Source organism: Streptomyces sp. NPDC050287, assembly GCF_044459385.1.
Lineage (GTDB): Bacteria > Actinomycetota > Actinomycetes > Streptomycetales > Streptomycetaceae > Streptomyces.
The window spans coordinates 621550-641939 of the sequence record NZ_JBITIY010000004.1 but is presented as its reverse complement, the minus strand read 5'-3'; the positions used below and the strand labels follow the sequence as shown (position 1 = coordinate 641939).

Annotated in this window: 17 protein-coding genes, 1 tRNA gene and 1 pseudogene; 15 read left to right on the top strand and 4 right to left on the bottom strand. The window is 70.8% G+C overall.

Features of this window, described 5'->3' with window-relative positions; genetic code table 11:
- The first annotated feature begins 299 nt into the window (after positions 1–299).
- From ACIBK3_RS17860 to ACIBK3_RS17825, 8 genes are all read left to right on the top strand, one after another.
- Positions 300–929 (top strand): hypothetical protein, encoded by a 630-nt coding sequence (locus ACIBK3_RS17860; protein WP_399366558.1) that lies wholly within the window; start codon positions 300–302, stop codon positions 927–929.
- 343 nt (positions 930–1272) lie between these two features.
- A tRNA-Gln gene (locus ACIBK3_RS17855) sits at positions 1273–1344 on the top strand.
- Positions 1345–1471: 127 nt separating this feature from the next.
- A complete protein-coding gene (locus ACIBK3_RS17850) occupies positions 1472–1972 on the top strand; it encodes a metallophosphoesterase family protein (RefSeq protein WP_399366556.1) in 501 nt (166 codons plus the stop codon).
- A 310-nt stretch (positions 1973–2282) separates the two neighbouring features.
- Positions 2283–3197, top strand: coding sequence for an aminoglycoside phosphotransferase family protein (locus ACIBK3_RS17845; RefSeq protein WP_399366554.1), 915 nt, complete (start codon positions 2283–2285; stop codon positions 3195–3197).
- Positions 3198–3675: 478 nt separating this feature from the next.
- Positions 3676–5658 (top strand): GTP-binding protein, encoded by a 1983-nt coding sequence (locus tag ACIBK3_RS17840; RefSeq protein ID WP_399366552.1) that lies wholly within the window; start codon positions 3676–3678, stop codon positions 5656–5658.
- Positions 5659–5732: 74 nt separating this feature from the next.
- The gene (locus tag ACIBK3_RS17835) at positions 5733–7598 is read left to right on the top strand and encodes a cellulase family glycosylhydrolase (RefSeq protein WP_399366550.1); all 1866 of its coding nucleotides are present in this window, start codon (positions 5733–5735) and stop codon (positions 7596–7598) included.
- Positions 7599–7696: 98 nt separating this feature from the next.
- Complete coding sequence (locus ACIBK3_RS17830; protein ID WP_399366548.1) at positions 7697–8482, top strand: MerR family transcriptional regulator; 786 nt, start codon at positions 7697–7699, stop codon at positions 8480–8482.
- Positions 8479–9693 (top strand): glycosyltransferase, encoded by a 1215-nt coding sequence (locus ACIBK3_RS17825; RefSeq protein WP_399366546.1) that lies wholly within the window; start codon positions 8479–8481, stop codon positions 9691–9693. Before ACIBK3_RS17830 ends, ACIBK3_RS17825 begins: the two co-directional genes overlap by 4 nt.
- A 3-nt stretch (positions 9694–9696) precedes the next feature.
- Here ACIBK3_RS17825 and ACIBK3_RS17820 read toward each other — a convergent pair whose 3' ends face one another.
- Positions 9697–10947 (bottom strand): YncE family protein, encoded by a 1251-nt coding sequence (locus ACIBK3_RS17820; RefSeq protein ID WP_399366544.1) that lies wholly within the window; start codon positions 10945–10947, stop codon positions 9697–9699.
- A gap of 217 nt (positions 10948–11164) precedes the next feature.
- Here ACIBK3_RS17820 and ACIBK3_RS17815 point away from each other — a divergent pair, with 217 nt between their 5' ends.
- Positions 11165–11830, top strand: a complete 666-nt coding sequence (locus tag ACIBK3_RS17815; RefSeq protein ID WP_399366542.1) for a TetR/AcrR family transcriptional regulator — start codon at positions 11165–11167, stop codon at positions 11828–11830.
- Positions 11831–11893: 63 nt separating this feature from the next.
- Here ACIBK3_RS17815 and ACIBK3_RS17810 read toward each other — a convergent pair whose 3' ends face one another.
- Positions 11894–12259 carry a nuclear transport factor 2 family protein gene (locus tag ACIBK3_RS17810; protein ID WP_399366541.1) on the bottom strand — a complete coding sequence of 122 codons (366 nt, stop codon included), beginning with the start codon at positions 12257–12259 and terminating at the stop codon, positions 11894–11896.
- Positions 12260–12429: 170 nt separating this feature from the next.
- Between ACIBK3_RS17810 and ACIBK3_RS17805 the strand changes: the two genes are divergently transcribed.
- Complete coding sequence (locus tag ACIBK3_RS17805) at positions 12430–12639, top strand: hypothetical protein (RefSeq protein ID WP_399366540.1); 210 nt, start codon at positions 12430–12432, stop codon at positions 12637–12639.
- 156 nt (positions 12640–12795) lie between these two features.
- On the opposite strand, the gene ACIBK3_RS17800 is transcribed toward ACIBK3_RS17805, so the two are convergent.
- The gene (locus ACIBK3_RS17800; RefSeq protein ID WP_399366538.1) at positions 12796–14550 is read right to left on the bottom strand and encodes an ABC transporter ATP-binding protein; all 1755 of its coding nucleotides are present in this window, start codon (positions 14548–14550) and stop codon (positions 12796–12798) included.
- A 163-nt stretch (positions 14551–14713) separates the two neighbouring features.
- Between ACIBK3_RS17800 and ACIBK3_RS17795 the strand changes: the two genes are divergently transcribed.
- From ACIBK3_RS17795 to ACIBK3_RS17775, 5 genes and pseudogenes are all read left to right on the top strand, one after another.
- Positions 14714–15802, top strand: a complete 1089-nt coding sequence (locus tag ACIBK3_RS17795) for an S-(hydroxymethyl)mycothiol dehydrogenase (protein ID WP_399366536.1) — start codon at positions 14714–14716, stop codon at positions 15800–15802.
- The gene (locus ACIBK3_RS17790; protein ID WP_399366534.1) at positions 15802–16431 is read left to right on the top strand and encodes an MBL fold metallo-hydrolase; all 630 of its coding nucleotides are present in this window, start codon (positions 15802–15804) and stop codon (positions 16429–16431) included. The genes ACIBK3_RS17795 and ACIBK3_RS17790 overlap by 1 nt, the downstream gene beginning before the upstream one ends.
- A gap of 141 nt (positions 16432–16572) precedes the next feature.
- Complete coding sequence (locus ACIBK3_RS17785) at positions 16573–17487, top strand: SDR family oxidoreductase (RefSeq protein WP_399366533.1); 915 nt, start codon at positions 16573–16575, stop codon at positions 17485–17487.
- A gap of 68 nt (positions 17488–17555) precedes the next feature.
- A pseudogene (locus ACIBK3_RS17780) lies at positions 17556–17872 on the top strand (SDR family NAD(P)-dependent oxidoreductase); the annotation flags it as partial.
- Between the two features lie 591 nt (positions 17873–18463).
- Positions 18464–19159, top strand: a complete 696-nt coding sequence (locus tag ACIBK3_RS17775; RefSeq protein WP_399366531.1) for a L,D-transpeptidase family protein — start codon at positions 18464–18466, stop codon at positions 19157–19159.
- 28 nt (positions 19160–19187) lie between these two features.
- Here the strand turns inward: ACIBK3_RS17775 and ACIBK3_RS17770 are convergent, their stop codons facing one another.
- Positions 19188–20387 (bottom strand): Gfo/Idh/MocA family protein, encoded by a 1200-nt coding sequence (locus tag ACIBK3_RS17770; RefSeq protein ID WP_399366529.1) that lies wholly within the window; start codon positions 20385–20387, stop codon positions 19188–19190.
- Positions 20388–20390: the final 3 nt, after the last annotated feature.

Genomic DNA, 20390 nt, shown 5'->3' with positions numbered 1-20390 from the left:
CCATGCTCAGTTCGCCAACCCCCGGTGGGAGCAGCTGTTGTGGCAGCGGTGTGATCAGGTACCGCTGCCGGCGCGACCGCACCGCGATCGGTGACGGTGCGCCCTTCTTGCGTGGCGTCACTTCTCTGTCCTCGGGGCCCAACCCGCCTGCCCCTTCCGCCTCGGATTCGCTCTGGCGGTTGTTCCGGGAATTGTTCCCGGGCCTGTCCTTTACCATCACGTCCACCTTCACCACACCTACGTCCCCTCTTTGTGCTTCTGCTCCGATAACGGACGGCCCCCGCCGCCATGGCGATGCGGTGCGCCCAAGAACGACTCCTGAGCACACCGCATCACGCGCTGCTGGATCAGCCGATACCGAAGGGCTGACCCATCTGACCGAAACCGGAGCCAGGCTGCTGGCCGAACGGCTGCTGGCCCTGCTGGCCGAAGGGCTGCTGGCCGAACTGCTGCTGGCCGAACGGCTGCTGACCGTGCTGGCCGAAGGGCTGCTGGCCGAACTGCTGCTGACCCTGCTGACCGAAGGGCTGCTGACCGAACTGCTGCTGACCCTGCTGACCCTGCTGGCTCTGCTGCACCAGCGTCAGGATCGCGATCGGCAGTACCTGCTGCACGGACTGCTCCACAGCGTGCCGCACACCCTCACGCAGCGTTGTCTGCAGTGCGATGGCGAGGTACGGGTGGGCCTGGTGGCCCAGGCCCTGCTGCTGCAGCTGCTGCTGGACCTGCTGGATCTGCTGCAGCGTCTGCTGCATGCGCTGCGCGATCTGCTGGCTCGCCTGCTGACAGGCCTGCTGCATCGCCTGGTGGACTACCTGCGCGAGCGGCTGCGGGCCCCCCATCTGCTGCTGCCCGAACTGCTGCAGTGGCTGGGCACCGGTCATCACCGACATGAAAGCTCCATTCAACGCACGGGAAAGCCGACATAAGAGGTATGTAGGCTTTTACGGAAAATATCCGTTACGTCGACGTTAAGGTGGCGCCGCCGCGACCGCAATCGGGGGAGCGGCTCGGCAGAGGAGAGTCCCCCCATCGGACCTGCGGCCGGCGAGCGGTCCATGGCGCGGCAGGCCTCGCCACCCGACCGCCGGCCCACCGCGGACCCCTGCGCGTTGCCCGCAGGCCATGTGGAAGCCCGACCGACACGCCAGGCACGTCATCACCGCACCTGACGGAGAGAAGGCGTAGCTTAGGCAGCCGGTCGTACCGCACGGTGAGCGCGTGGTACGGCATGCCCCGACTGGCCTTCACTCCGGCGGCCTTCGAGGCGAATGGGATATGGGGTAATTGGCAGCCCGACGGTTTCTGGTTCCGTTAGTCCAGGTTCGAGTCCTGGTATCCCAGCCGGCATGGCGGGTCATGTGCAGTCCCGAAGAATGCCTCGACTGCGTCGGCGGCCTCTGCCTCGACACCGCCTGGCCAACGCGGCACCCCGCCACGAACCGACGCGGAGCAGCACTAGGCTCACGGCGTGCGTCTGCTGCTGATGTCCGACACCCACCTCCCCAAGCGCGCCAAGGAACTCCCCGCGCCCCTGCTCGCCGAACTCCCGCGCGCGGACGTCGTGTTCCACGCCGGGGACTGGGTCGACGAGGCCACGCTCGACCTGCTGGAGAGCCGCAGCCGCCGACTCGTCGCCGTGTACGGCAACAACGACGGACCGCCGTTGCGCACCCGGCTGCCCGAGACCGCGTACGCCGACCTGGACGGCCTGCGCTTCGCCGTGATCCATGAGACGGGGCCCGCTCAGGGCCGCGAGGCGCGCTGCGCAGCCCGCTTCCCGGACACCGACGTCCTGGTCTTCGGGCACAGCCACATCCCGTGGGACACCACCGCCCCCACCGGCCTGCGCCTGCTCAACCCCGGCTCCCCGACCGACCGCCGTCGCCAGCCCCACTGCACCTACATGACCGCGGCCGTGACCGACGGCCGCCTCACGGACGTCACCTTGCACCCGCTGCCGCCCCGCTGACGGACCGCTCGTCTCAGCACGCGCTGAGCCTGCCGGGCGGGGCGGCTCGCCGCGAACCTTCGTCGTCGTCATGTGCGCCGGGCACTTGCTGGTGCTCCACCGGGCCGGCAACCCGTAATTCGTTGGACGCCGGCGGTGCCGCCCCGCTGACGGACCGCTCGTCTCAGCACGCGCTGAGCCTGCCGGGCGGGGCGGCTCGCCGCGAACCGTCGTCGTCGTCATGCGCGCCGGGTACTTGCCGGTGCTCCACCGGGCCGGCAACCCGTAATTCGTTGGACGCCGGCGGTGCCGCCCCGCTGAACTGGGCGGCGTGCTGATCGACGCCCCTCTTGTACGCCGTCTGCTGACCGCCCAGTTCCCGCAGTGGGCGCACCTTCCCGTCACCCCGGTGGAGCGGTCAGGCATGGACAACGCCACCTTCCGACTCGGCAGCGACCTGTCGGTCCGGCTGCCGCGCTACGCGCACTGGGTGGGCCAGGTGGAGCGCGAACACCGCTGGCTGCCGCGACTGGCACCGCGGCTGCCGCTGCCCGTCTCCGAACCGGTCGCCCAGGGCTCGCCCGGGGAGGGCTACCCGTACCCGTGGTCGGTGTACCGGTGGCTGGAGGGGGACACGGCGACGACAGAGTCACTGGCCGATCCCGTCCAGGCCGCCCGCGAACTCGCCGGGTTCCTCACGGCCCTCCAGTCGATCGACGCCACCGACGGGCCCGGCCCCGAGCAGAGCAACGCCTTCCGCGGCGTGCCGATGGGCGACGAACGGGACTCCCTGGCCGCCGAGGCCCGCGTCCGGCCCAAGATCGAGGCGCTGCGCGAGAGGGGCCTCGTCGACGCGGACGCCGTGACGGAGGTCTGGGAGGCGGCCCTCGCGGCCCCCGCCTGGGACCGCCCGCCGGTGTGGATCCACGGCGACCTCGACACCGGGAACCTGCTGACCGTGGACGGCAGGCTCAGCGCGGTCATCGACTTCGGCACGCTGGCGGTGGCCGACCCGGCGGTGGACCTGCTGCCCTACTGGAAGTTCCTGCCCGGCACGGCGCGGGACGTCTTCCGGGAGGCGGTCGGGCACGACGGCCCGACCTGGGCACGTGCCCGCGGCTGGGTGGTGGCCGGTTCGCTGCCGGTACCGGAGGACCCCTTCTTCCAGGCGGACCCCACCCGGGTGACGACGGCCCTGCGCCACCTGGAGACGGTCGTCGAGGACCACCGACGGCACGGCGTCTGACGGCTCGGGGGAGGCCGACGGCGCCGCACCCGGCGGCCGACCGGGGCGCGGGGTGGATCATCTCCGGTCGGCGCGGATCACCCGGTGCGCCGGTCGGTGCCGGTGTCGCATCCCGGTGGCGAGCGGCTCCGGATCGCCACGCTCCCGGCTGACCGGCAGCAGCACGACGGCCGCGCCGGAGGACACCCATCCGGAGCGGCCCGCCGTGTGCCCCGCCGCACTGCCCCCCAGCCGTTCAGGAACGCGCGCACCAGCTCACCGAGCCGGGTACGCCGACGCCGGTCCGGTGCGGCTGTCACGACCCGCAGGGGCGAGCGCCCCGCACCCCACCGGTGGAGCATTAATCCGTTGCCGTCGAGGCCCCTGCCTGCTGCACTGTCCCTGACCTTGTTTCCGCACGACCCAGGAGCAGCAATGCGCGCACCGTTCATGTCCGCCTCGGAAGGAATGACCCCCACTTCAAAGGACATGACGCTTCGTGCACTTGCTCAACCTCGGAATTCTCGCGCACGTCGACGCAGGTAAGACCAGCCTGACCGAGCGGCTGCTGCACTCGGTCGGTGTGATCGACGAGATCGGCAGCGTCGACGCCGGAAACACCCAGACCGACACCCTCGAACTGGAGCGTCGGCGGGGGATCACCATCAAGTCCGCCGTCGTCTCCTTCGTGCTCGACGACGTGACGGTCAACCTCATCGACACCCCCGGTCACCCGGACTTCATCGCCGAGGTGGAGCGGGTGCTCGGAGTTCTCGACGGGGCCGTGCTGGTGGTGTCGGCCGTCGAGGGCGTCCAGGCGCAGACCCGCGTCCTCATGCGGACCCTGCAACGCCTGCGCATCCCCACGCTCGTCTTCGTCAACAAGATCGACCGCAGGGGCGCCCGGTACGAGGGCGTGCTGCGGCAGATCTCCGAACGGCTCACGGCCGCCGTCGTACCGATGGGAACGACCACCGGGCTCGGCACCCGCGACGCCCGCTTCACTCCTGGTCCCGGCCCGGCCGCCCTCGACGTCCTCGCCGACCAGGACGACGACCTGCTGGCCGCCTACGTCGACGGCACCCTCTCCGACGCCCGGCTGCGTGCCGCCCTCACCGCCCGGACCCGGCAGGCCCTGGTGCACCCCGTGTACTTCGGCTCCGCCGTCACCGGCGCGGGTGTGCCCGAACTGACCACCGGCATCAGGGAGTTGCTGCCCACTGCGGGGGGCGACCCCGACGGCCCGGTCTCCGGCACGGTGTTCAAGGTCGAGCGGGGCCCGGCCGGGGAGAAGATCGCGTACGCCCGGATGTTCTCCGGCACCCTGCGCACCCGCGACCGCGTCCCCTTCGCGGACGCCGACGCCGACACCCGCGAGGACGGCAGGATCACCGCGATCAGCGTCTTCGAGCACGGTACGGACGTACGCCGGGACTCGGTGTCCGCGGGCCGGATCGCCAAGCTGTGGGGCCTGGCCGACATCCGGATCGGCGACGCCCTCGGCGAACCCCACAAGGCCCACGGCCACTTCTTCGCCCCGCCCACCCTCGAAACGGTCGTCGTCCCCGGCCCGGGCACGGACCGGCGGGCCCTGCATCTCGCGCTCACCCAACTCGCCGAGCAGGACCCGCTGATCGACCTGCGGCACGACGAGGTCCGGCGGGAGATCTCCGTGTCCCTCTACGGAGAGGTGCAGAAGGAGGTCGTCCAGGCCACCCTCGCCGACGACTTCGGGCTCGACGTCACCTTCCGCGAGACCACACCCCTGTGCGTCGAGCGGCCGGCCGGGACGGGCGCGGCGGTCGAGTTCAACAAGAAGGACGCCAACCCGTTCCTCGCGACCGTCGGCCTGCGCGTCGACCCCGCCCCGGTCGGGTCCGGGGTCGGCTTCCGGCTGGAGGTGGAGCTCGGCTCCATGCCGTACGCCTTCTTCAAGGCCGTCGAGGACACCGTGCGCGAGGCCCTCGGACAGGGGCTGCACGGCTGGCAGGTCACCGACTGCACGGTCACCATGACCCACAGCGGCTACTCGCCCCGCCAGAGCCACGCCCACCAGGGCTTCGACAAAAGCATGTCCAGCACCGGTGCCGACTTCCGCGGACTGACCCCGCTGGTCCTGATCGAGGCTCTGCGCCGGGCGGGCACCACGGTGTACGAGCCGATGCACCGCTTCCGCGTCGAGGCGCCCGCGGACACTCTCGGCGCTCTGCTCCCGGTGCTGGCCGCCCTGCGGGCCGTACCGCAGACCACCGAGACGCGGGACGACCTGGGCGTACTGGAGGGTGTGGTTCCGGCTGATCGGGTACATGAACTGGAACAGCGACTTCCGGGTCTCACCCGGGGCGAGGGTGAACTGGAGAGCGGGTTCGGCCATTACGCACCGGTCGCCCGAGGCACGGCTCCGAGCCGGCCGCGCACCGACCACAACCCGCTGAACAGGAAGGAGTACCTGCTGAACGTGACGCGTCGCGTCGGCGGGTGAGACTCCGGCCGGAAAGCTGAAACTTACTCATCAGTCAGATGCTGTTGACTGTGTCCCGAAATCGTCGGACTGTAATGGACATGCCGAATTTACGTGCGCGTCTGCTCGTTGTTCTGGTTGTCCTCTCCGGGTTCCTCACGGGGGCGGGAGTGAGACCTGCCACGGCCGAAGCCCTCCCGGGCTCCCTGTGGTTCGACGACACCCCTGTCACCGTGCGGGACGGCCGCCTCAGCGACGGTCAGGGCCGTGAGGTCGTGCTGCGCGGCTACAACGTCTCCGGTGAGACCAAGCTGGCCGAGAACAAGGGCCTGCCCTTCGCCTCGGTCGCCGACGCGAAGAAGTCCGCGACCGCGCTGCGTGCCCAGGGCGGCGGCAACGCGGTCCGCTTCCTGCTCTCCTGGGCCTACGCCGAACCCGTGCGCGGCCAGATCGACACGGCCTACCTGTCGGCCGCGACCGAGCAGATGCGCGCGTTCCTCGACGCCGGCATCCGCGTCTACCCCGACTTCCACCAGGACCTCTACTCCCGGTACCTGTTCGACCCGGACAGCTGGTACACGGGCGACGGTGCCCCCAAGTGGGCCGTGGACGCCGGGAACTACCCGGACGAGAGCTGCGGGATCTGCCTGCTGTGGGGACAGAACATCACCCAGAACGAGGCCGTGAAACAGGCGTCGCGCGACTTCTGGCACAACGCGTACGGCCTCCAGGACGCGTTCCTCGCCACCGCCCAGAAGACGATGGCGTATGTCGGACAGCACCTGAGCTCCGCCGAGTTCGCGGGCGTCGTCGGCTTCGACCCGTACAACGAGCCGCACGCCGGCGCCTACGACTCCGGGCAGACCAGCCGGGCCTGGGAACGTGACGTGCTGTGGCCGTTCTACGAGAAGTTCCGCGCCCGTATGGACGCGGCGGGCTGGCAGGACAAGCCCGCCTTCGTGGAGCCGAACCTCTTCTGGAACGCCAACATCAGCTTCCAGAAGCAGGAGGGCGGCCTGCTGGACGCCGGCACGCTCGGCCCGGACTACGTCTTCAACACACACTTCTACGACCAGAAGGCCATTTCCGGGATCTTCATGCCGGGCAAGGCCGGGGACGGCCAGTACTCGGGCGACTTCGGCACGGTCCGCGACCGCGCGGCGGCCACCGGCACCGCCGGCATCGTCAGCGAGTTCGGCCACCCCCTCGCGGGCACCGTCTCCGACAAGGCGCCGACGGTCCTCAAGGCGATGTACCAGGCACTCGACTCCCGTGTGCCCGGGTCGAGTTGGTGGGCGAAACCGGGCTCCTCCGGCCCGGTGCTCTCCGGTACGCAGTGGCAGTGGGACATCTACAACGGCCGTCACCACGAGCTGATGAACGGCAACCCCGACAAGGTCCTCACCTCCGGTGACGCCTGGAACGACGAGGACCTGTCCGCCGTACGCCTCGACGACTCCGGGACGGCGGTCCTGCGGCAGGACGCCCGGCTCCTGGACCGGCTCTACCCGAGCGCGACGGCCGGAACGACGGTCGGCTTCACCTATGAGGACCGCTCCCGCGACGGTTCCACCACCCTGACCTGGAACCCGGTGCCGAGCTCCCTCCCGAACGTCTCCCGGCTGGTCGGCTCGGGCCAGTACGGGCTGCTGCTGTGGCGCTCCGACGGCACGTCGGCGCCCACCGAACTGCACCTCCCGGCGTCCTTCCCGACCGCGACCACCACGGTGGTCTCCGACCTGGGCACCTCCTACGGTCCGCCCGCCTACACCCGGACCACCCCGATCGCGGCGGCCCCGGAGCCGGGCGGCACCGGAAGCCGCCGCCTCCTTCTCACCGCCCCCGACACCGGCGTCCCGCACTACGCGCTGGTGACCAACGGCACGACGGCACCCTCGACGGCCCTGCTGAACGCGGCCAGGTCCGAGCTGTCCGCGTGGGCCGCCCAGCGGGCCGGCTGAGCCAAGGTCCCGGGCCGGTCCGAACGGCGCGGCCCGGGACCGCTTGACCCTCCCCTTGCGTCAGGGTTGAGGCTGGACCTCGACGAAAGGGCAGGTGCATGAGGTACTCCGTGCGGCAGGTCGCATCCTTCGCCGGGGTGACGGTGCGCACGTTGCACCACTACGACAAGGCGGGCCTGCTCACACCCAGCACCCGCAGCGGGGCCGGTTACCGGCTCTACGACGAGGCCGACCTGGCCCGGCTCCAGCAGATCCTCTTCTACCGCGAACTCGGCTTCTCCCTCGACGAGATCGCCGCCATCCTCAAGGACCCGCAGGCGACCGCCCTGGACCGACTGCGGGAGCGGCAACGGCAGTTGGCCGAGGAGATCACCCGGCTCCAGCGTCTCGCCGAAGTCGCCGAGCGCGCCATCGAGGTCCAGCAGACCGGGGTGACGCTGACCCCGCAGGAACGCTTCGAGGTGTTCGGCGAGATCAGCTTCGACCTCAGCTACGCCACCGAGGCACAGCTCAAGTGGGCCGGCTCTGAGGGGCAGCGCGCGTCCATGGCCCGTGCCGCCGCCCACAGCAAGGAGGACTGGCGGCAGCTGATGGGCCAGGCCGCGGCCTGGCGCGCGCGGCTGCTCGCCGCCTTCGACGCGGGGGAACCCGCCGACGGCGAGCGGGCCATGGACCTCGCCGAGGAGCACCGGCGGCACATCACCCGCTGGTTCACCACCTGCCCGCCGGACATGCACCGGCGCATCGCCGACGACTTCGTCGCCGACCCGCGCGCCTTCGCCCTGGTCGTGCCGCCCTCTCAGCAACGGCCGGGCCTCGCCGCCTATGTGGGGAAGGCCGTGCACGCCAACGCGTCCCGCACCGACTCCTCGGAGGAGACATGAGGATCCTGATCGCCGCGGCCGGCTCGCGCGGCGACATCGCGCCCTTCACCGGACTCGGAGCCGAGCTCCGCCGGGCCGGGTACGAGGTCGCCCTCGCCACGACGGACGCCTTCGCCCCGCTGGTGCGGGAGGCGGGACTGGATTTCCGCGGCCTCCCCGCCCGCCCGCGGGCCGAGGGCGGCGGCTCCCCCGGGAAGCGCCGACTCATGCGGGCGGCGGCCCAGTTCGTGACCGAACTCGGACACGGCTTCGCCGACGCCGTGGCCCAGGGCACGGACCTGCTCCTGCTGTCGACCACCACGGCACCGCTCGGCTGGCACCTGGCCGAGGCCACCGGCATCCCGGCCGTCGGCGCCTACCTCCAACCCACCGCGGCCACCGGCGACTTCCCGCCCGTCGTCACGGGCGCCCGCTCACTGGGGCGCCCGGGCAACCGTACGGCCGGACGTCTCGCCCTGCGGATGGCCGACCGGGTCTACACACGTGCGGTCACGGAACTCCGCGGCGACCTGGGGCTGCCCCCGCTCGCGCCGCACGGGATGCGCCGACGGCAGGAGCGGGCGAACTGGCCCGTCCTGCACGGTTTCAGCACGGCGCTGGTCCCACGTCCGTCCGACTGGCGTCCGGGGCTCGATGTCGTCGGCACCTGGTGGCCGTTCGTCGCCGCCGGCCGTCGACTGCCCGCCGAGGTCGAGGACTTCCTCGCGGCCGGACCCCGGCCGGTGTTCATCGGGTTCGGCAGCATGGCTGCCGGTCATGGGCAGCGGCTGAGCGAGATCGCCGTACGGGCGCTGCGGCAGGCAGGACTGCGGGGGATCCTGCAGACCGGCAGCGCGGGACTCGCGGCCGACGGCGACGACGTGCTGACGATCGGGGACACACCGCACGAGCTGCTGTTCCCGAGGGTCGCCGCCGTGGTCCACCACGCCGGGGCGGGCACCACCGCCGCCGGGCTGCGTGCCGGGGCGCCCGCGGTACCGGTGCCGGTGACGGCGGACCAGCCGTTCTGGGCGCGGCGGCTGGCAGCGACCGGCGCCGCGACCGCCCCGATCCCCTTCCGGTCCCTCACCGCCGACCGGCTCGCCGACGCGCTGGAACGGGTCGTACGACGGCAGGGCCACGCCCGCGCCGCCTCGGTCGCCGCGCGGCACCTGGCGACCGAGGACGGAGCGGGCGCGGCGGTGAAAGCCGTCGCACGGCTGACCGGGTGAGCCTCAGGAGGCCGGCCCCGTCCAGCCCGCCGCCACGTGCCCGAGCCGGACCCGCTGCGGATGGTCGCCCACCGGCACCGACACCGTCTTCTGCCCGGTGGCGAAGTCGATGGCGGTGACCTGGTCGGCGCCGCTCTCGGAGATGACACAGCTCTTGCCGTCACCGCTCACGGTGGCCCAGTACGGCTTGGACGCGGGCACGAGCGGGCCCTCCTTGAGGGTGGCGCGGTCCACGACGGTCGCGTAGTCGTCCATCGTCCCCGCCACGCACAGCTTGGAGCCGTCCGGCTTCATCGAGATGCCGTGGTGACGTGAGTCGTTGACGAACGTCGTACGGTCGTCGCTGGTCGCCGGGTTCTTCGGCAGGGTCTTGGTGCGAGTGATCTTGTCGGCGGCGATGTCGTACTCGAAGAAGCCGTTGAAGAACGACACCTGGAAGTACAGCTTGGACTCGTCGGGGGAGAAGACGGCCGGCCGGACCGCGTCGGAGTAGTCGGTGAGGCCGATCGCGTCCAGCCGCTCCCGCATGTCGATGACCTTGACCTGCTTGTAGGTCGTGGCGTCGACGACGGTGATGTGCCGGTCGCCCTTCGTCCAGTCCAGCCACGGGGCGTCGGTCGCGGTGTTCACGTCGCCGATGGCCATGTTCCAGATGTACTTGCCGTCGCTGGTGAAGATGTTCTCGTGCGGCTTGTCGCCCGTGGCGAACGACCCCAGTTGCTTGCCCGTGGAGATGTCCAGGACGTGCACGGTGTTGCCGGTCGAGGCGGAGACCGCGACCCGCTTTCCGTCGGGGGAGACCGCCATGTGGTCGGCGCGGTAACCCGACACGGGGAAACGCCAGTTGATGGCCCCGGTGGTCAGGTTGATCGAGACCACGTCGGCGAAGCTCGGGCGCGAGACGACCACCGAGGTGCCGTCCGGGGTGGAGTACATGTCGTCGGCGAACTGGTCGTGGCCCTCGCCGACGGTGTTGCGGACGGTCATGAACGCGATCCACCGGATCGGGTCGGCGTTGATCTCCGCCATCCGCTGGGCCTTGTCGGGGATCACGTTGACGCGGCCGATCTTCGCGAAGTCCCCGCTGGACTTGATGACATCGGCGGTGCCGTCCCAGTTGTTGCCGACGAACATCACCTCGCGCAGGGCGGCGGAGGTGTCCGGGACGGCGGTGGCGGCGGTCGCGGGAACGGTGAGGGTCAGGGCGAGGGCGGCGGCTACGGAGCACAGGTGCCTGGGTCTGATGGCAGGCATGACTGCTCCCTTCCTCTGCTAGGGGCCGGGCATGGGCATGTACGGCTAGGCATGGACATGGGCATGCCAAAAGGGCGTCGGAAAACTGAACACGCTTTGATTCAGAGTTAACTTACTGCAAAGTAAGGAAGGGGTGCCCTTCTCCACAAGAGTGCGTACACGACAAAATCAGTGTTCGAACGGGGCGTCCGACGGTCGGACGGGACAAGGAGACGCGGTGACGGGCAGGCTCAGGGCGCCGACCGGCCGCTACGGCGGCAAGACGGCCGAGGAACGGCAGGCCGAGCGACGCCGGCGCTTCCTGGACGCCGCCCTCCAGCTCTTCGGCGACACCCCCGGCTACCGCGCCACCACCGTCGCCGCGCTCAGCGAGGCCGCGGGCCTGTCCACCCGCCAGTTCTACGAGGAGTTCCGCACCCTCGAAGACGTCCTGACCGCTCTCCACCTCGAGGTCAACGCCTGGGCCGAGCAGGCGGTCCTGGCCGCCGTGACCGGCGCGGAGAACCTCCCGCTCGCCGAGCGCGTCGCCGCGATCTTCCACGCGTACGCCGCGAACGTCACCGGCGACCCGCGCCGCATCCGCATCACCTTCGTCGAGATCATCGGCGTCAGCCCGCGCCTGGAGGAACAGCGACTGGCCCGCCGCGCCCGCTGGGTCGACCTGGTGTGCGCCCAGGCCGAGGCCGCCGTGGCGCGCGGGGAGGCGGCGCCCCGCGACTACCGGCTCGCCGCCACGGCGTTCATCGGCAGCGTCAACGGACTGCTCCACGACTGGACCGCCGGCTGGGTGCACGCCACGCTCGACGAGGTCGTCGACGAACTGGTCCGTCAGCTGCTGGGGATCCTGCGGCCACCGGGGTGGAAGCCGTCGCACGGCGCCTGAAGAGCGCCGCCGGTTCGTTCCGGCTGCCTGGAGCGGGCGCCGCGCTCCACCCGTCTCCTCCGGCTATTCGTCCCAGGCCTGGACCATGGTCTGTTCGACGATCTTCCCGTCCCGCAGGGACAGCATCGACTCGGAGAGGACGCGTACCCCGTCCGGGTACTCGCAGGACTCGCTGAAGGCGGCCCGGTCGCCCTGGACCACACAGTTCTCCAGCTTGTGTGTCATGTCGCGGCCGCACACCTCTTCGAGCATCCGGGCGATCTCGTCCCGGCCGTGCAGGACCTTGGGATGGCTGGGCTGGGTGTTGTGGTCCACGATCCGCATCTCGGCGTCGTCCGCGTAGAGCGACAGCAGAGTCTCCGCAACCGATCCTTCGATGCCCCGGCGCAGCGTGTCGGTGTCGAAACGCGAGCCTGTCTCGGTGCCCATGATGAACCTCCTTCGAGGCCACGGCCCGACGAGGAGCGGACCGTTGCGTGCCTCCCTTCGAGACTCCTCCGCCCCGGCGGCCCCGGCAAGCGCGGTGCGAACGCTCGGTCCGACGGGTGAGCGGCGGGCGCGGCCCGTGTCCGGCAGGGGGCCGAGGGCGTTGCCCAGGCATGATCTCAACTCGACGTATCACCGCAGCCATCGGTCTCGCCGTCGCGGTCACCGGCCTGGCCACCTCACTCGCGCAGGCGGCAGAAGCGGATGTGCCGGGCGCCGGCCGGCTGAGTCCCGGCACCCTGTTCGACTCGCTCGCCGCGCGCGACGTCCCCGCGGAGCACCAGGGCGACGTCGTGAGGGTCTACCAGCACTGGCCGCGGTAGACCTGCGTCCACGAACTGGAACAGCCGCAGCAGCTCACCGGCCTCGTCGCCCAGGTCATGGGGCTGCTGCCCGCCGTCCACCACCCCGCAGCGTCGAGGGCCGCCCGAAGACGGGCGGCCCTTTTCGTCGTCCGGCGTGTTGTCCGGCCTCACCGCTCAGTCGTGCGTCGCCAGGAACTGCGTCGCCGCCAGCTCCGCGTACAGCGGATCGGCACCCACCAGTTCACGGTGGGTGCCCACCGCGCGCACCCGGCCCGCGTCCATCACCACGATCCGGTCGGCCATCGTCACCGTGGACAGCCGGTGCGCGACGACCAGCACCGTGGTCGTCCGGGCCACGTCCGCCACCGTGTCCCTGAGCGCCGCCTCGTTCACCGCGTCCAGCTGCGAGGTCGCCTCGTCCAGGAGCAGCAGCCGGGGGCGGCGCAGCAGGGCGCGGGCAATGGCGACCCGCTGGCGTTCGCCGCCCGACAGCTTGGTGCCGCGGTGCCCCACCAGGGTGTCCAGACCGTGGGGCAGCTTGGCGACCAGCCCGTCCAGCCGGGTCGTCTTCACCACCCGCGCGACGGCGTCCTCGTCGGCGCCGGGATGGCCCAGCAGCAGGTTGTCCCGCAGGGAACCCGACAGCACCGGGGCGTCCTGCTCCACGTACCCGATCGCGGACCGCAGATGAGCCAGTTCCCAGTCCGCCACGTCCCGGCCGTCCAGGGTGATCACACCGGACTCGGGGTCGTAGAACCGCTCGATGAGCGAGAAGACGGTGGTCTTGCCGGCGCCGGACGGGCCGACGAACGCGGTCATCCCCCGCGCGGGCACGGCGAACGTCACCCCGTGGTGGACGTACGGCAGGTCGTCGGCGTACCGGAAGCGCACGTCGGTGAAGGCGACGGCGGCGGGCTCGGCACCGGGAGAGGGCAGCGGCGCGGGCCGGGAGGCCGGTTCGGCGGGCAGCCGCAGGGCCTCCTGGATGCGGGCCAGGGCGGCGGCGCCGGTCTGGTACTGGGTGACCGCGCCGACGACCTGCTGGATCGGCGACATGAGGTAGAAGACGTACAGCAGGAACGCGACCAGCGTGCCCACGTCGATGGCGCCGGTCGCGACCCGGGCCCCGCCGACCGCGAGCACCGTGATGAACGCGATCTGCATCGCCAGGCCGGCCGTGTTGCCCGCCGCGGCCGACCACTTGGCCGCGCGCACGCTCTGCCGCCAGGACTCCTCGGCGGCGGCGTGCAGCGTACGTTCCTCCCGGTGTTCGGCGCCGGACGCCTTCACCGTGCGCAGCGCGCCCAGGATCCGCTCCAGCGAGGCACCCATCACCCCGACCGCGTTCTGCGCCTGCCGGCTGGCCCGGTTGATGCGCGGCACGATCAGTCCGAGGACGGTGCCCGCGGCGAGGATCACCGCGAGCGTGACCCCGAGCAGCACCGGATCCACCAGGCCCATCATCACCACCGTCGCCACCAGCGTGAGCCCGCCGGTACCCAGGCCCACCAGCGAGTCGGTGGTCACCTCCCGCAGCAGGGTGGTGTCCGAGGTGATCCGGGCCATCAGATCGCCCGGCTCGGTGCGGTCCACGGCCGCTATCCTCAGCCGCAGCAGATACGAGGACAGCGCGCGCCGCGCACCGAGCACCACCGACTCAGCGGTGCGCCGCAGTACGTACGAACCCAGTGCGCCCAGCGCCGTGTTGGCGACCACCAGGCCCGACATGGCGAGCAACGCGCCGGTGATGGTGCGGTCATGTGAAAGGTCGTCGATCAACTCCCGTGCGATCAACGGCAGCAGGAGCCCGGTGGCGCCCGTGAGCAGGGACAGGACGGCACCCGCGAGCAGGGCCCACCGGTGCGGCCGTACGTATCCGAGCAGGAGCCGCCAGGTGGGCGTCTCCTGCTCCGTGCTGTCGTCGGTCACGGCGCTCCTTCTGACCTGCGGCGGGCGGAGCACTCAGGCTACGTCGGCATCGGACACGGGCCGGCCGGTCCCGGGGTGAGCGGCGCCTCGTGATGTCATGCCGTTACCGATCAGTCCCGCGTAGGGTCGGGGCAGGGACGGACACGAGGAAGGGGCCGACACCATGGCGCAGGAAGTACGCGGCGTGATCGCACCGGGCAAGGACGAGCCGGTGCGGGTGGAGACGATCGTCGTGCCGGATCCGGGGCCGGGCGAGGCCGTGGTCCAGGTGCAGGCCTGCGGGGTGTGCCACACCGACCTGCACTACAAGCAGGGCGGCATCAACGACGACTTCCCCTTCCTGCTCGGCCACGAGGCCGCGGGTGTGGTGGAGGCGGTCGGCGACGGGGTCACCGAGGTCGCGCCCGGCGATTTCGTGATCCTCAACTGGCGGGCGGTGTGCGGGAAGTGCCGGGCCTGCCTGCGAGGACGGTCCTGGTACTGCTTCGACACCCACAACGCCGGCCAGAAGATGACACTGGCCGCCACCGGCCAGGAGCTGTCCCCGGCCCTCGGTATCGGCGCGTTCGCGGAGAAGACGCTGGTCGCGGCCGGGCAGTGCACCAAGGTCGACCCGTCGGTCTCGGCGGCGGTGGCCGGGCTGCTGGGCTGCGGGGTGATGGCCGGCATCGGCGCCGCGATCAACACCGGACAGGTCGGCCGCGGTGACACGGTCGCGGTGATCGGCTGCGGAGGGGTGGGGGACGCGGCGATCGCCGGGGCGAACCTGGCGGGCGCGGCGAAGATCATCGCCGTGGACATCGACGACCGCAAGCTGGAGACCGCCCGCACCATGGGCGCCACCCACACGGTCAACTCCCGCGAGAGCGATCCGGTGGACGCGATCCGGGAACTGACCGGCGGTTTCGGCGCGGACGTCGTCATCGAGGCGGTCGGCCGCCCGGAGACCTACAAGCAGGCTTTCTACGCCCGTGACCTGGCCGGCACGGTCGTCCTGGTCGGCGTGCCCACCCCGGAGATGAAACTCGAACTGCCCCTGCTGGACGTGTTCGGCCGGGGCGGGGCGCTGAAGTCGTCCTGGTACGGCGACTGCCTGCCCAGCCGTGACTTCCCGATGCTGATCGACCTGCACTTGCAGGGCCGCCTGGACCTGGGCGCGTTCGTCACCGAGACCATCCAGCTCGACGAGGTGGAGAAGGCGTTCGAGCGGATGCACCACGGCGACGTGCTGCGTTCGGTGGTGGTGCTGTGATGGCCTCCCGCATCGAACACCTCGTCACCTCCGGCCAGTTCAGCCTCGACGGCGGCACCTGGGACGTGGACAACAACGTGTGGATCGTCGGTGACGACCACGAAGCGATCGTCATCGACGCCGCCCACGACGCCGACGCCATCGCCGAGGCCGTGGGCGACCGCCGGCTCACCGCGATCGTGTGCACCCACGCCCACAACGACCACATCGACGCCGCCCCCGCCCTCGCCGAGCGCACCGGCGCCACCATCTGGCTGCACCCCGACGACCTGCCGCTGTGGAAGCAGACCCACCCCGACCGGGACCCCGACGCCTGGCTCCAGGACGGCCAGGTCATCGAGGCCGCCGGCGCCGGCCTGCGGGTTCTGCACACCCCCGGACACGCGCCCGGCGCGGTCTGCCTGTACGAACCGGGCCTGGCCACCGTCTTCACCGGCGACACCCTCTTCCAGGGCGGCCCCGGCGCGACCGGCCGCTCCTACTCCCACTTCCCCACGATCATCGCCTCGATCCGCGAGCGCCTGCTCACCCTCCCGCCCGAGACCAAGGTGCTCACCGGTCACGGCGACCCGACGACCATCGGCGCGGAGGCCCCGCACCTGGACGAATGGATCACCCGGGGCCACTGACGGACCCGCCGGCCGCGGCCGGAAGCGTCCCCTCCGAACGCGTCGCCGATCCCGCCTACGACACGGCCGTAAAAGACGACAGGAGTTGTCCGGCTTACCCGCCATGCTCGAGGCAACAACCGGGCACACGGGAGGCAAGGCATGTCACAGCCGTTGAAGGGCAAGATCGCACTGGTCGCCGGGGCGACCCGCGGAGCCGGGCGCGGCATCGCCGTGGAACTCGGCGCGGCCGGCGCGACCGTCTACGTCACCGGCCGCTCCACCCGGACCCACCGCTCCGAATACGACCGTCCCGAGACCATCGAGGACACCGCCGGCCTCGTCACCGAGGCCGGCGGCCACGGGATCGCCGTACCGACGGACCACCTCGACCCCGCACAGGTCCGCACCCTCGTCGACCGCATCGCCGACGAGCAGGGCCGCCTCGACATCCTCGTCAACGACATCTGGGGCGGCGAGAAGCTCTTCACGTTCGACACCCCCGTCTGGGAGCACGACCTCGACAACGGGCTCAGGATCCTCCGGCTCGCCGTCGACACACACGCGATCACCAGCCACCACGCCCTGCCCCTGCTGCTGCGCCACCCCGGCGGGCTGGTGGTCGAGATGACCGACGGCACCGCCGAGTACAACCGCGACACCTACCGGGTCAACTTCTTCTACGACCTCGCCAAGGCGTCCGTCCTGCGCATGGCCTTCGCCCTCGGCCACGAACTCGGCCCGCGCGGCGCCACCGCCCTGGCGCTGACGCCGGGCTGGCTGCGCTCGGAGATGATGCTCGAGCATTTCGGGGTGCGTGAGAACAACTGGCGCGACGCGCTCGACCGCGTGCCCCACTTCGCCATCTCGGAGACACCGCGCTACGTGGGCCGCGCGGTCGCCGCCCTCGCCGCCGACCCCGACGTGGCACGGTGGAACGGCGCGTCCCTGTCCAGCGGAGGCCTCGCCCAGGAGTACGGCTTCAACGACCTCGACGGCAGCCGCCCCGATGCCTGGCGGTACCTGGTCGAGGTACAGGACGCGGGAAAGCCGGCGGACACGACGGGGTACCGGTGACGGTTATGCCCCGTTCTATCCGTTGTGTCCGCCGTGTCGGGGCATGAACGTACGGAGGCTGCCCAGTTGACGAGCCCGACGAGGCGTGGGCCCGCGACCTGGACGTCACCCTCACCGGCGCCTACCGCTGCGCCCGCGCGGCCCTCCCGCACCTGGCCGCCTCCGGTCGCGGCGCCGTCGTCAACATCGGCTCCGTCAACGGCCTCCAGGACTACGGCAACCACGCCTACAGCGCCGCCAAGGCGGGCCTCGGCTCCCTGACCCGCACTCTCGCCGGACACGCCGCCCCGGCGGAGTGCGGGTCAACCTGGTGGCCCCGGGCACCGTCCGTACGACGCCCTGGGAGGGCCGGGAGGACGACCTGGATGCGGTGCGCGGCCTCTACCGTTCCTGAAGACTGAGCAGGAGTGAGTCTGATCAGCCGCACGCCCCGAACGGTCTTGGGCGCTCCCCCACTGCCTGAAGGGCGTGGGAGGTACCCCCAGGTCCCCGGCGTACTCAACCCCAGGGCAGCGACTCGCATCCTGTGCGTGGTCCGATCCCCGGGAGGCCAGTTCCCTGCGCGACCTGGTCAGGTGGGTATGGCCAGTGACTGCGGGGAGGCCCCGAACCATCACTCCGGTGGAGCGGGGGCCCCGCACGCCGACGCCGTACCTGACGTCCCAGATCACACGATCACGGTAACCCGGTCGGCCCAGAGCGCCGCAAGCCAGCGAGCCGACCATTACACGATCGAGCTAACTCGACCTCCTGCACACTCTCCAGCCAGCAGCTACGGAATCACCGCCGTGAACACGGGATTCCGCGCGGCGGTCAGCCGGCCGGGGACAGCTCCTGAGCCCGGGTGAGGCCCTGCGCGCCCGCAGGGCGCGTCGAATGTCACCGTTTCGTCCCAGCACGGGCGGCGCTACAACCGAATCCCGCGGGCACCGGTCTAGCTGGCAGAGATCGCAGGACCGTATAAAGGGGGATGGTCATGAGGAACATACGCAGACGGGGTGCCGTCGTACTGGGAGTCACCGGACTGGTGGCGCCGCTGACGCTCGCGCTGGGCACCGCGCCCGCGCAGGCCGCGAGCTGCACCACGCAGACGGGGCCGTACCAGAAGCAGGTGGAGAAGTTCCTCGGGCGGCCGGTCGACGGCAGGCAGTCCGCCGCCGACTGCAAGGCCATCCAGGCCTTCCAGACCAAGCACGGCATCACCCCGAACGCCGGGTACGCGGGTTCCGTCACCTGGGGCGTGATGAACCTGATGAACAAGCAGAAGGCCGTCGGGAACAACCCCAACAGGGACGGCAGCTGCCCGGTCAACAAGGGCCGCATCGCCTGCGTGAACCTCACCCTCCAGCTGAGCTGGATCCAGGACGGCAGGACGCTCGTCTACGGCCCCGTCCCGGTGCGCACCGGCCGCAACGGCTACGAGACCCGCACCGGTCTGAAGAAGATCTACTGGCGCGACATCGACCACGTCTCCACCCTCTACAACGTGCCGATGCCCTACAGCCAGTTCTTCGACGGCGGTCAGGCCTTCCACTCGGTCGGCCTCAGCATGTGGAACCCGCCGGGCTCGCACGGCTGCGTCAACATGACCCCGACCACGGCCAAGAAGTACTGGTCGCTCCTGAAGAACGGCGACGACGTCTTCGTGTACGGCCGCAAGCCGGGCACCTGAGACAGGCACCCGGCTCGCACGCGCCCCGCTACTGGGGCGCGTCCCCGAAGTCCGGGATCTCCAGCCTGACCCCGCCCTGCCGCGCGGACTCGTGCGCGACGATGCCCGGCAGGGTGTAGCGGGCGGCCACCCACGCGTTCACCGACGGCAGGCTCCGGGCGTTCACCGCGGTCACGAAGTCGTCGACCAGGAAGTGGTGGCTGCCCTCGTGACCGTTGTGCAGGTTGTCGAACTCGCGTGGCAGGCGCGCGCGGTCGTGCACCGGCGCCGAGCCGGAGGTGAAGGCTGCCCGAAGGTCCGGCGCGATGTGCTGGAGTGACGGGTCGTCAGGAGACATGGTGGGCTTGGGCTCCAGCAGTTCGCTGATGTCCTTCACGCCGTTCTTGTCCTGCCACAGGGCCACCGTCGCCAACTGCTCCATGCTGCCCTCCGTCCCGAAGAACCGGAAACGGGACTCCCGGATGTGCGAGGGGTAGCCGACCCGCCGGAACTCGTTCGTCCGGAACGAGCCGCCGCCCGCCACCTCGAACAGCGCGGTCGCGTTGGAGACGTCGTTGTCGAACTGGCTGACCTCCTTGTCGAAGACGCCGTCCCCGCGGTCGTCGACCACCCCGATCGCCGACACGCTCACCGCGTGCGTCTGCCAGGCGCCCAGCACCCCGCCGATCGCGTGCGTCGGGTACAGCAGCGGGGGATAGCTGGCCGTCGCCTTCCAGTTCTCGCCGCCGCTGTACTGGTACGCCTCGTAGAACCCCAGGTCCATGTCGTGGACGTAGTCGCCCTCGGCGTAGAAGAGCCGGCCGAAGGCGCCCTCGGCGATCTGGTTGCGTGCGTGCACGGTCGCCGGGTTGTACTGGCTGGTCTCACCCATCATGTACGTCAGCCCGGTCGCCTTCACCGTGTCGATGATGGCCGCTATCTCCTCGGTGGTGATGGCCATCGGGACGGCGGAGTAGACGTGCTTGCCGGCGTTCAGGCCCTGCACGACCAGCGGCCCGTGGGTCCAGCGCTGGGTGAAGATCGCCACCGCGTCGATGTCCTTCGACTCCAGCATGGCTTCGTACGAGGGGAAGGTGCCGGCCAGGCCTTCGGCGGCGGCCAGTTGCTCGGCCCGTTCGGGGAGGATGTCGGTGACGTGGACGTCGCGGACGCCGGGATGGGCCAGGAACAGCTTGGCGAACTGTCCCGAGAACTGTCCGGCGCCCACGATGCCGAGGGAGAACGTCATGTG

Bases quoted from the DNA above. Each gene is read 5' to 3' on its own strand.
- ACIBK3_RS17835 (WP_399366550.1), top strand. From the start codon at position 5,733: ATGGACATGCCGAATTTACGTGCGCGTCTGCTCGTTGTTCTGGTTGTC.
- ACIBK3_RS17830 (WP_399366548.1), top strand. From the start codon at position 7,697: ATGAGGTACTCCGTGCGGCAGGTCGCATCCTTCGCCGGGGTGACGGTG.
- ACIBK3_RS17825 (WP_399366546.1), top strand. From the start codon at position 8,479: ATGAGGATCCTGATCGCCGCGGCCGGCTCGCGCGGCGACATCGCGCCC.
- ACIBK3_RS17820 (WP_399366544.1), bottom strand. From the start codon at position 10,947: ATGCCTGCCATCAGACCCAGGCACCTGTGCTCCGTAGCCGCCGCCCTC.
- ACIBK3_RS17810 (WP_399366541.1), bottom strand. From the start codon at position 12,259: ATGGGCACCGAGACAGGCTCGCGTTTCGACACCGACACGCTGCGCCGG.
- ACIBK3_RS17805 (WP_399366540.1), top strand. From the start codon at position 12,430: ATGATCTCAACTCGACGTATCACCGCAGCCATCGGTCTCGCCGTCGCG.
- ACIBK3_RS17795 (WP_399366536.1), top strand. From the start codon at position 14,714: ATGGCGCAGGAAGTACGCGGCGTGATCGCACCGGGCAAGGACGAGCCG.
- ACIBK3_RS17790 (WP_399366534.1), top strand. From the start codon at position 15,802: ATGGCCTCCCGCATCGAACACCTCGTCACCTCCGGCCAGTTCAGCCTC.
- ACIBK3_RS17785 (WP_399366533.1), top strand. From the start codon at position 16,573: ATGTCACAGCCGTTGAAGGGCAAGATCGCACTGGTCGCCGGGGCGACC.
- ACIBK3_RS17775 (WP_399366531.1), top strand. From the start codon at position 18,464: ATGAGGAACATACGCAGACGGGGTGCCGTCGTACTGGGAGTCACCGGA.
- ACIBK3_RS17770 (WP_399366529.1), bottom strand. From the start codon at position 20,387: ATGACGTTCTCCCTCGGCATCGTGGGCGCCGGACAGTTCTCGGGACAG.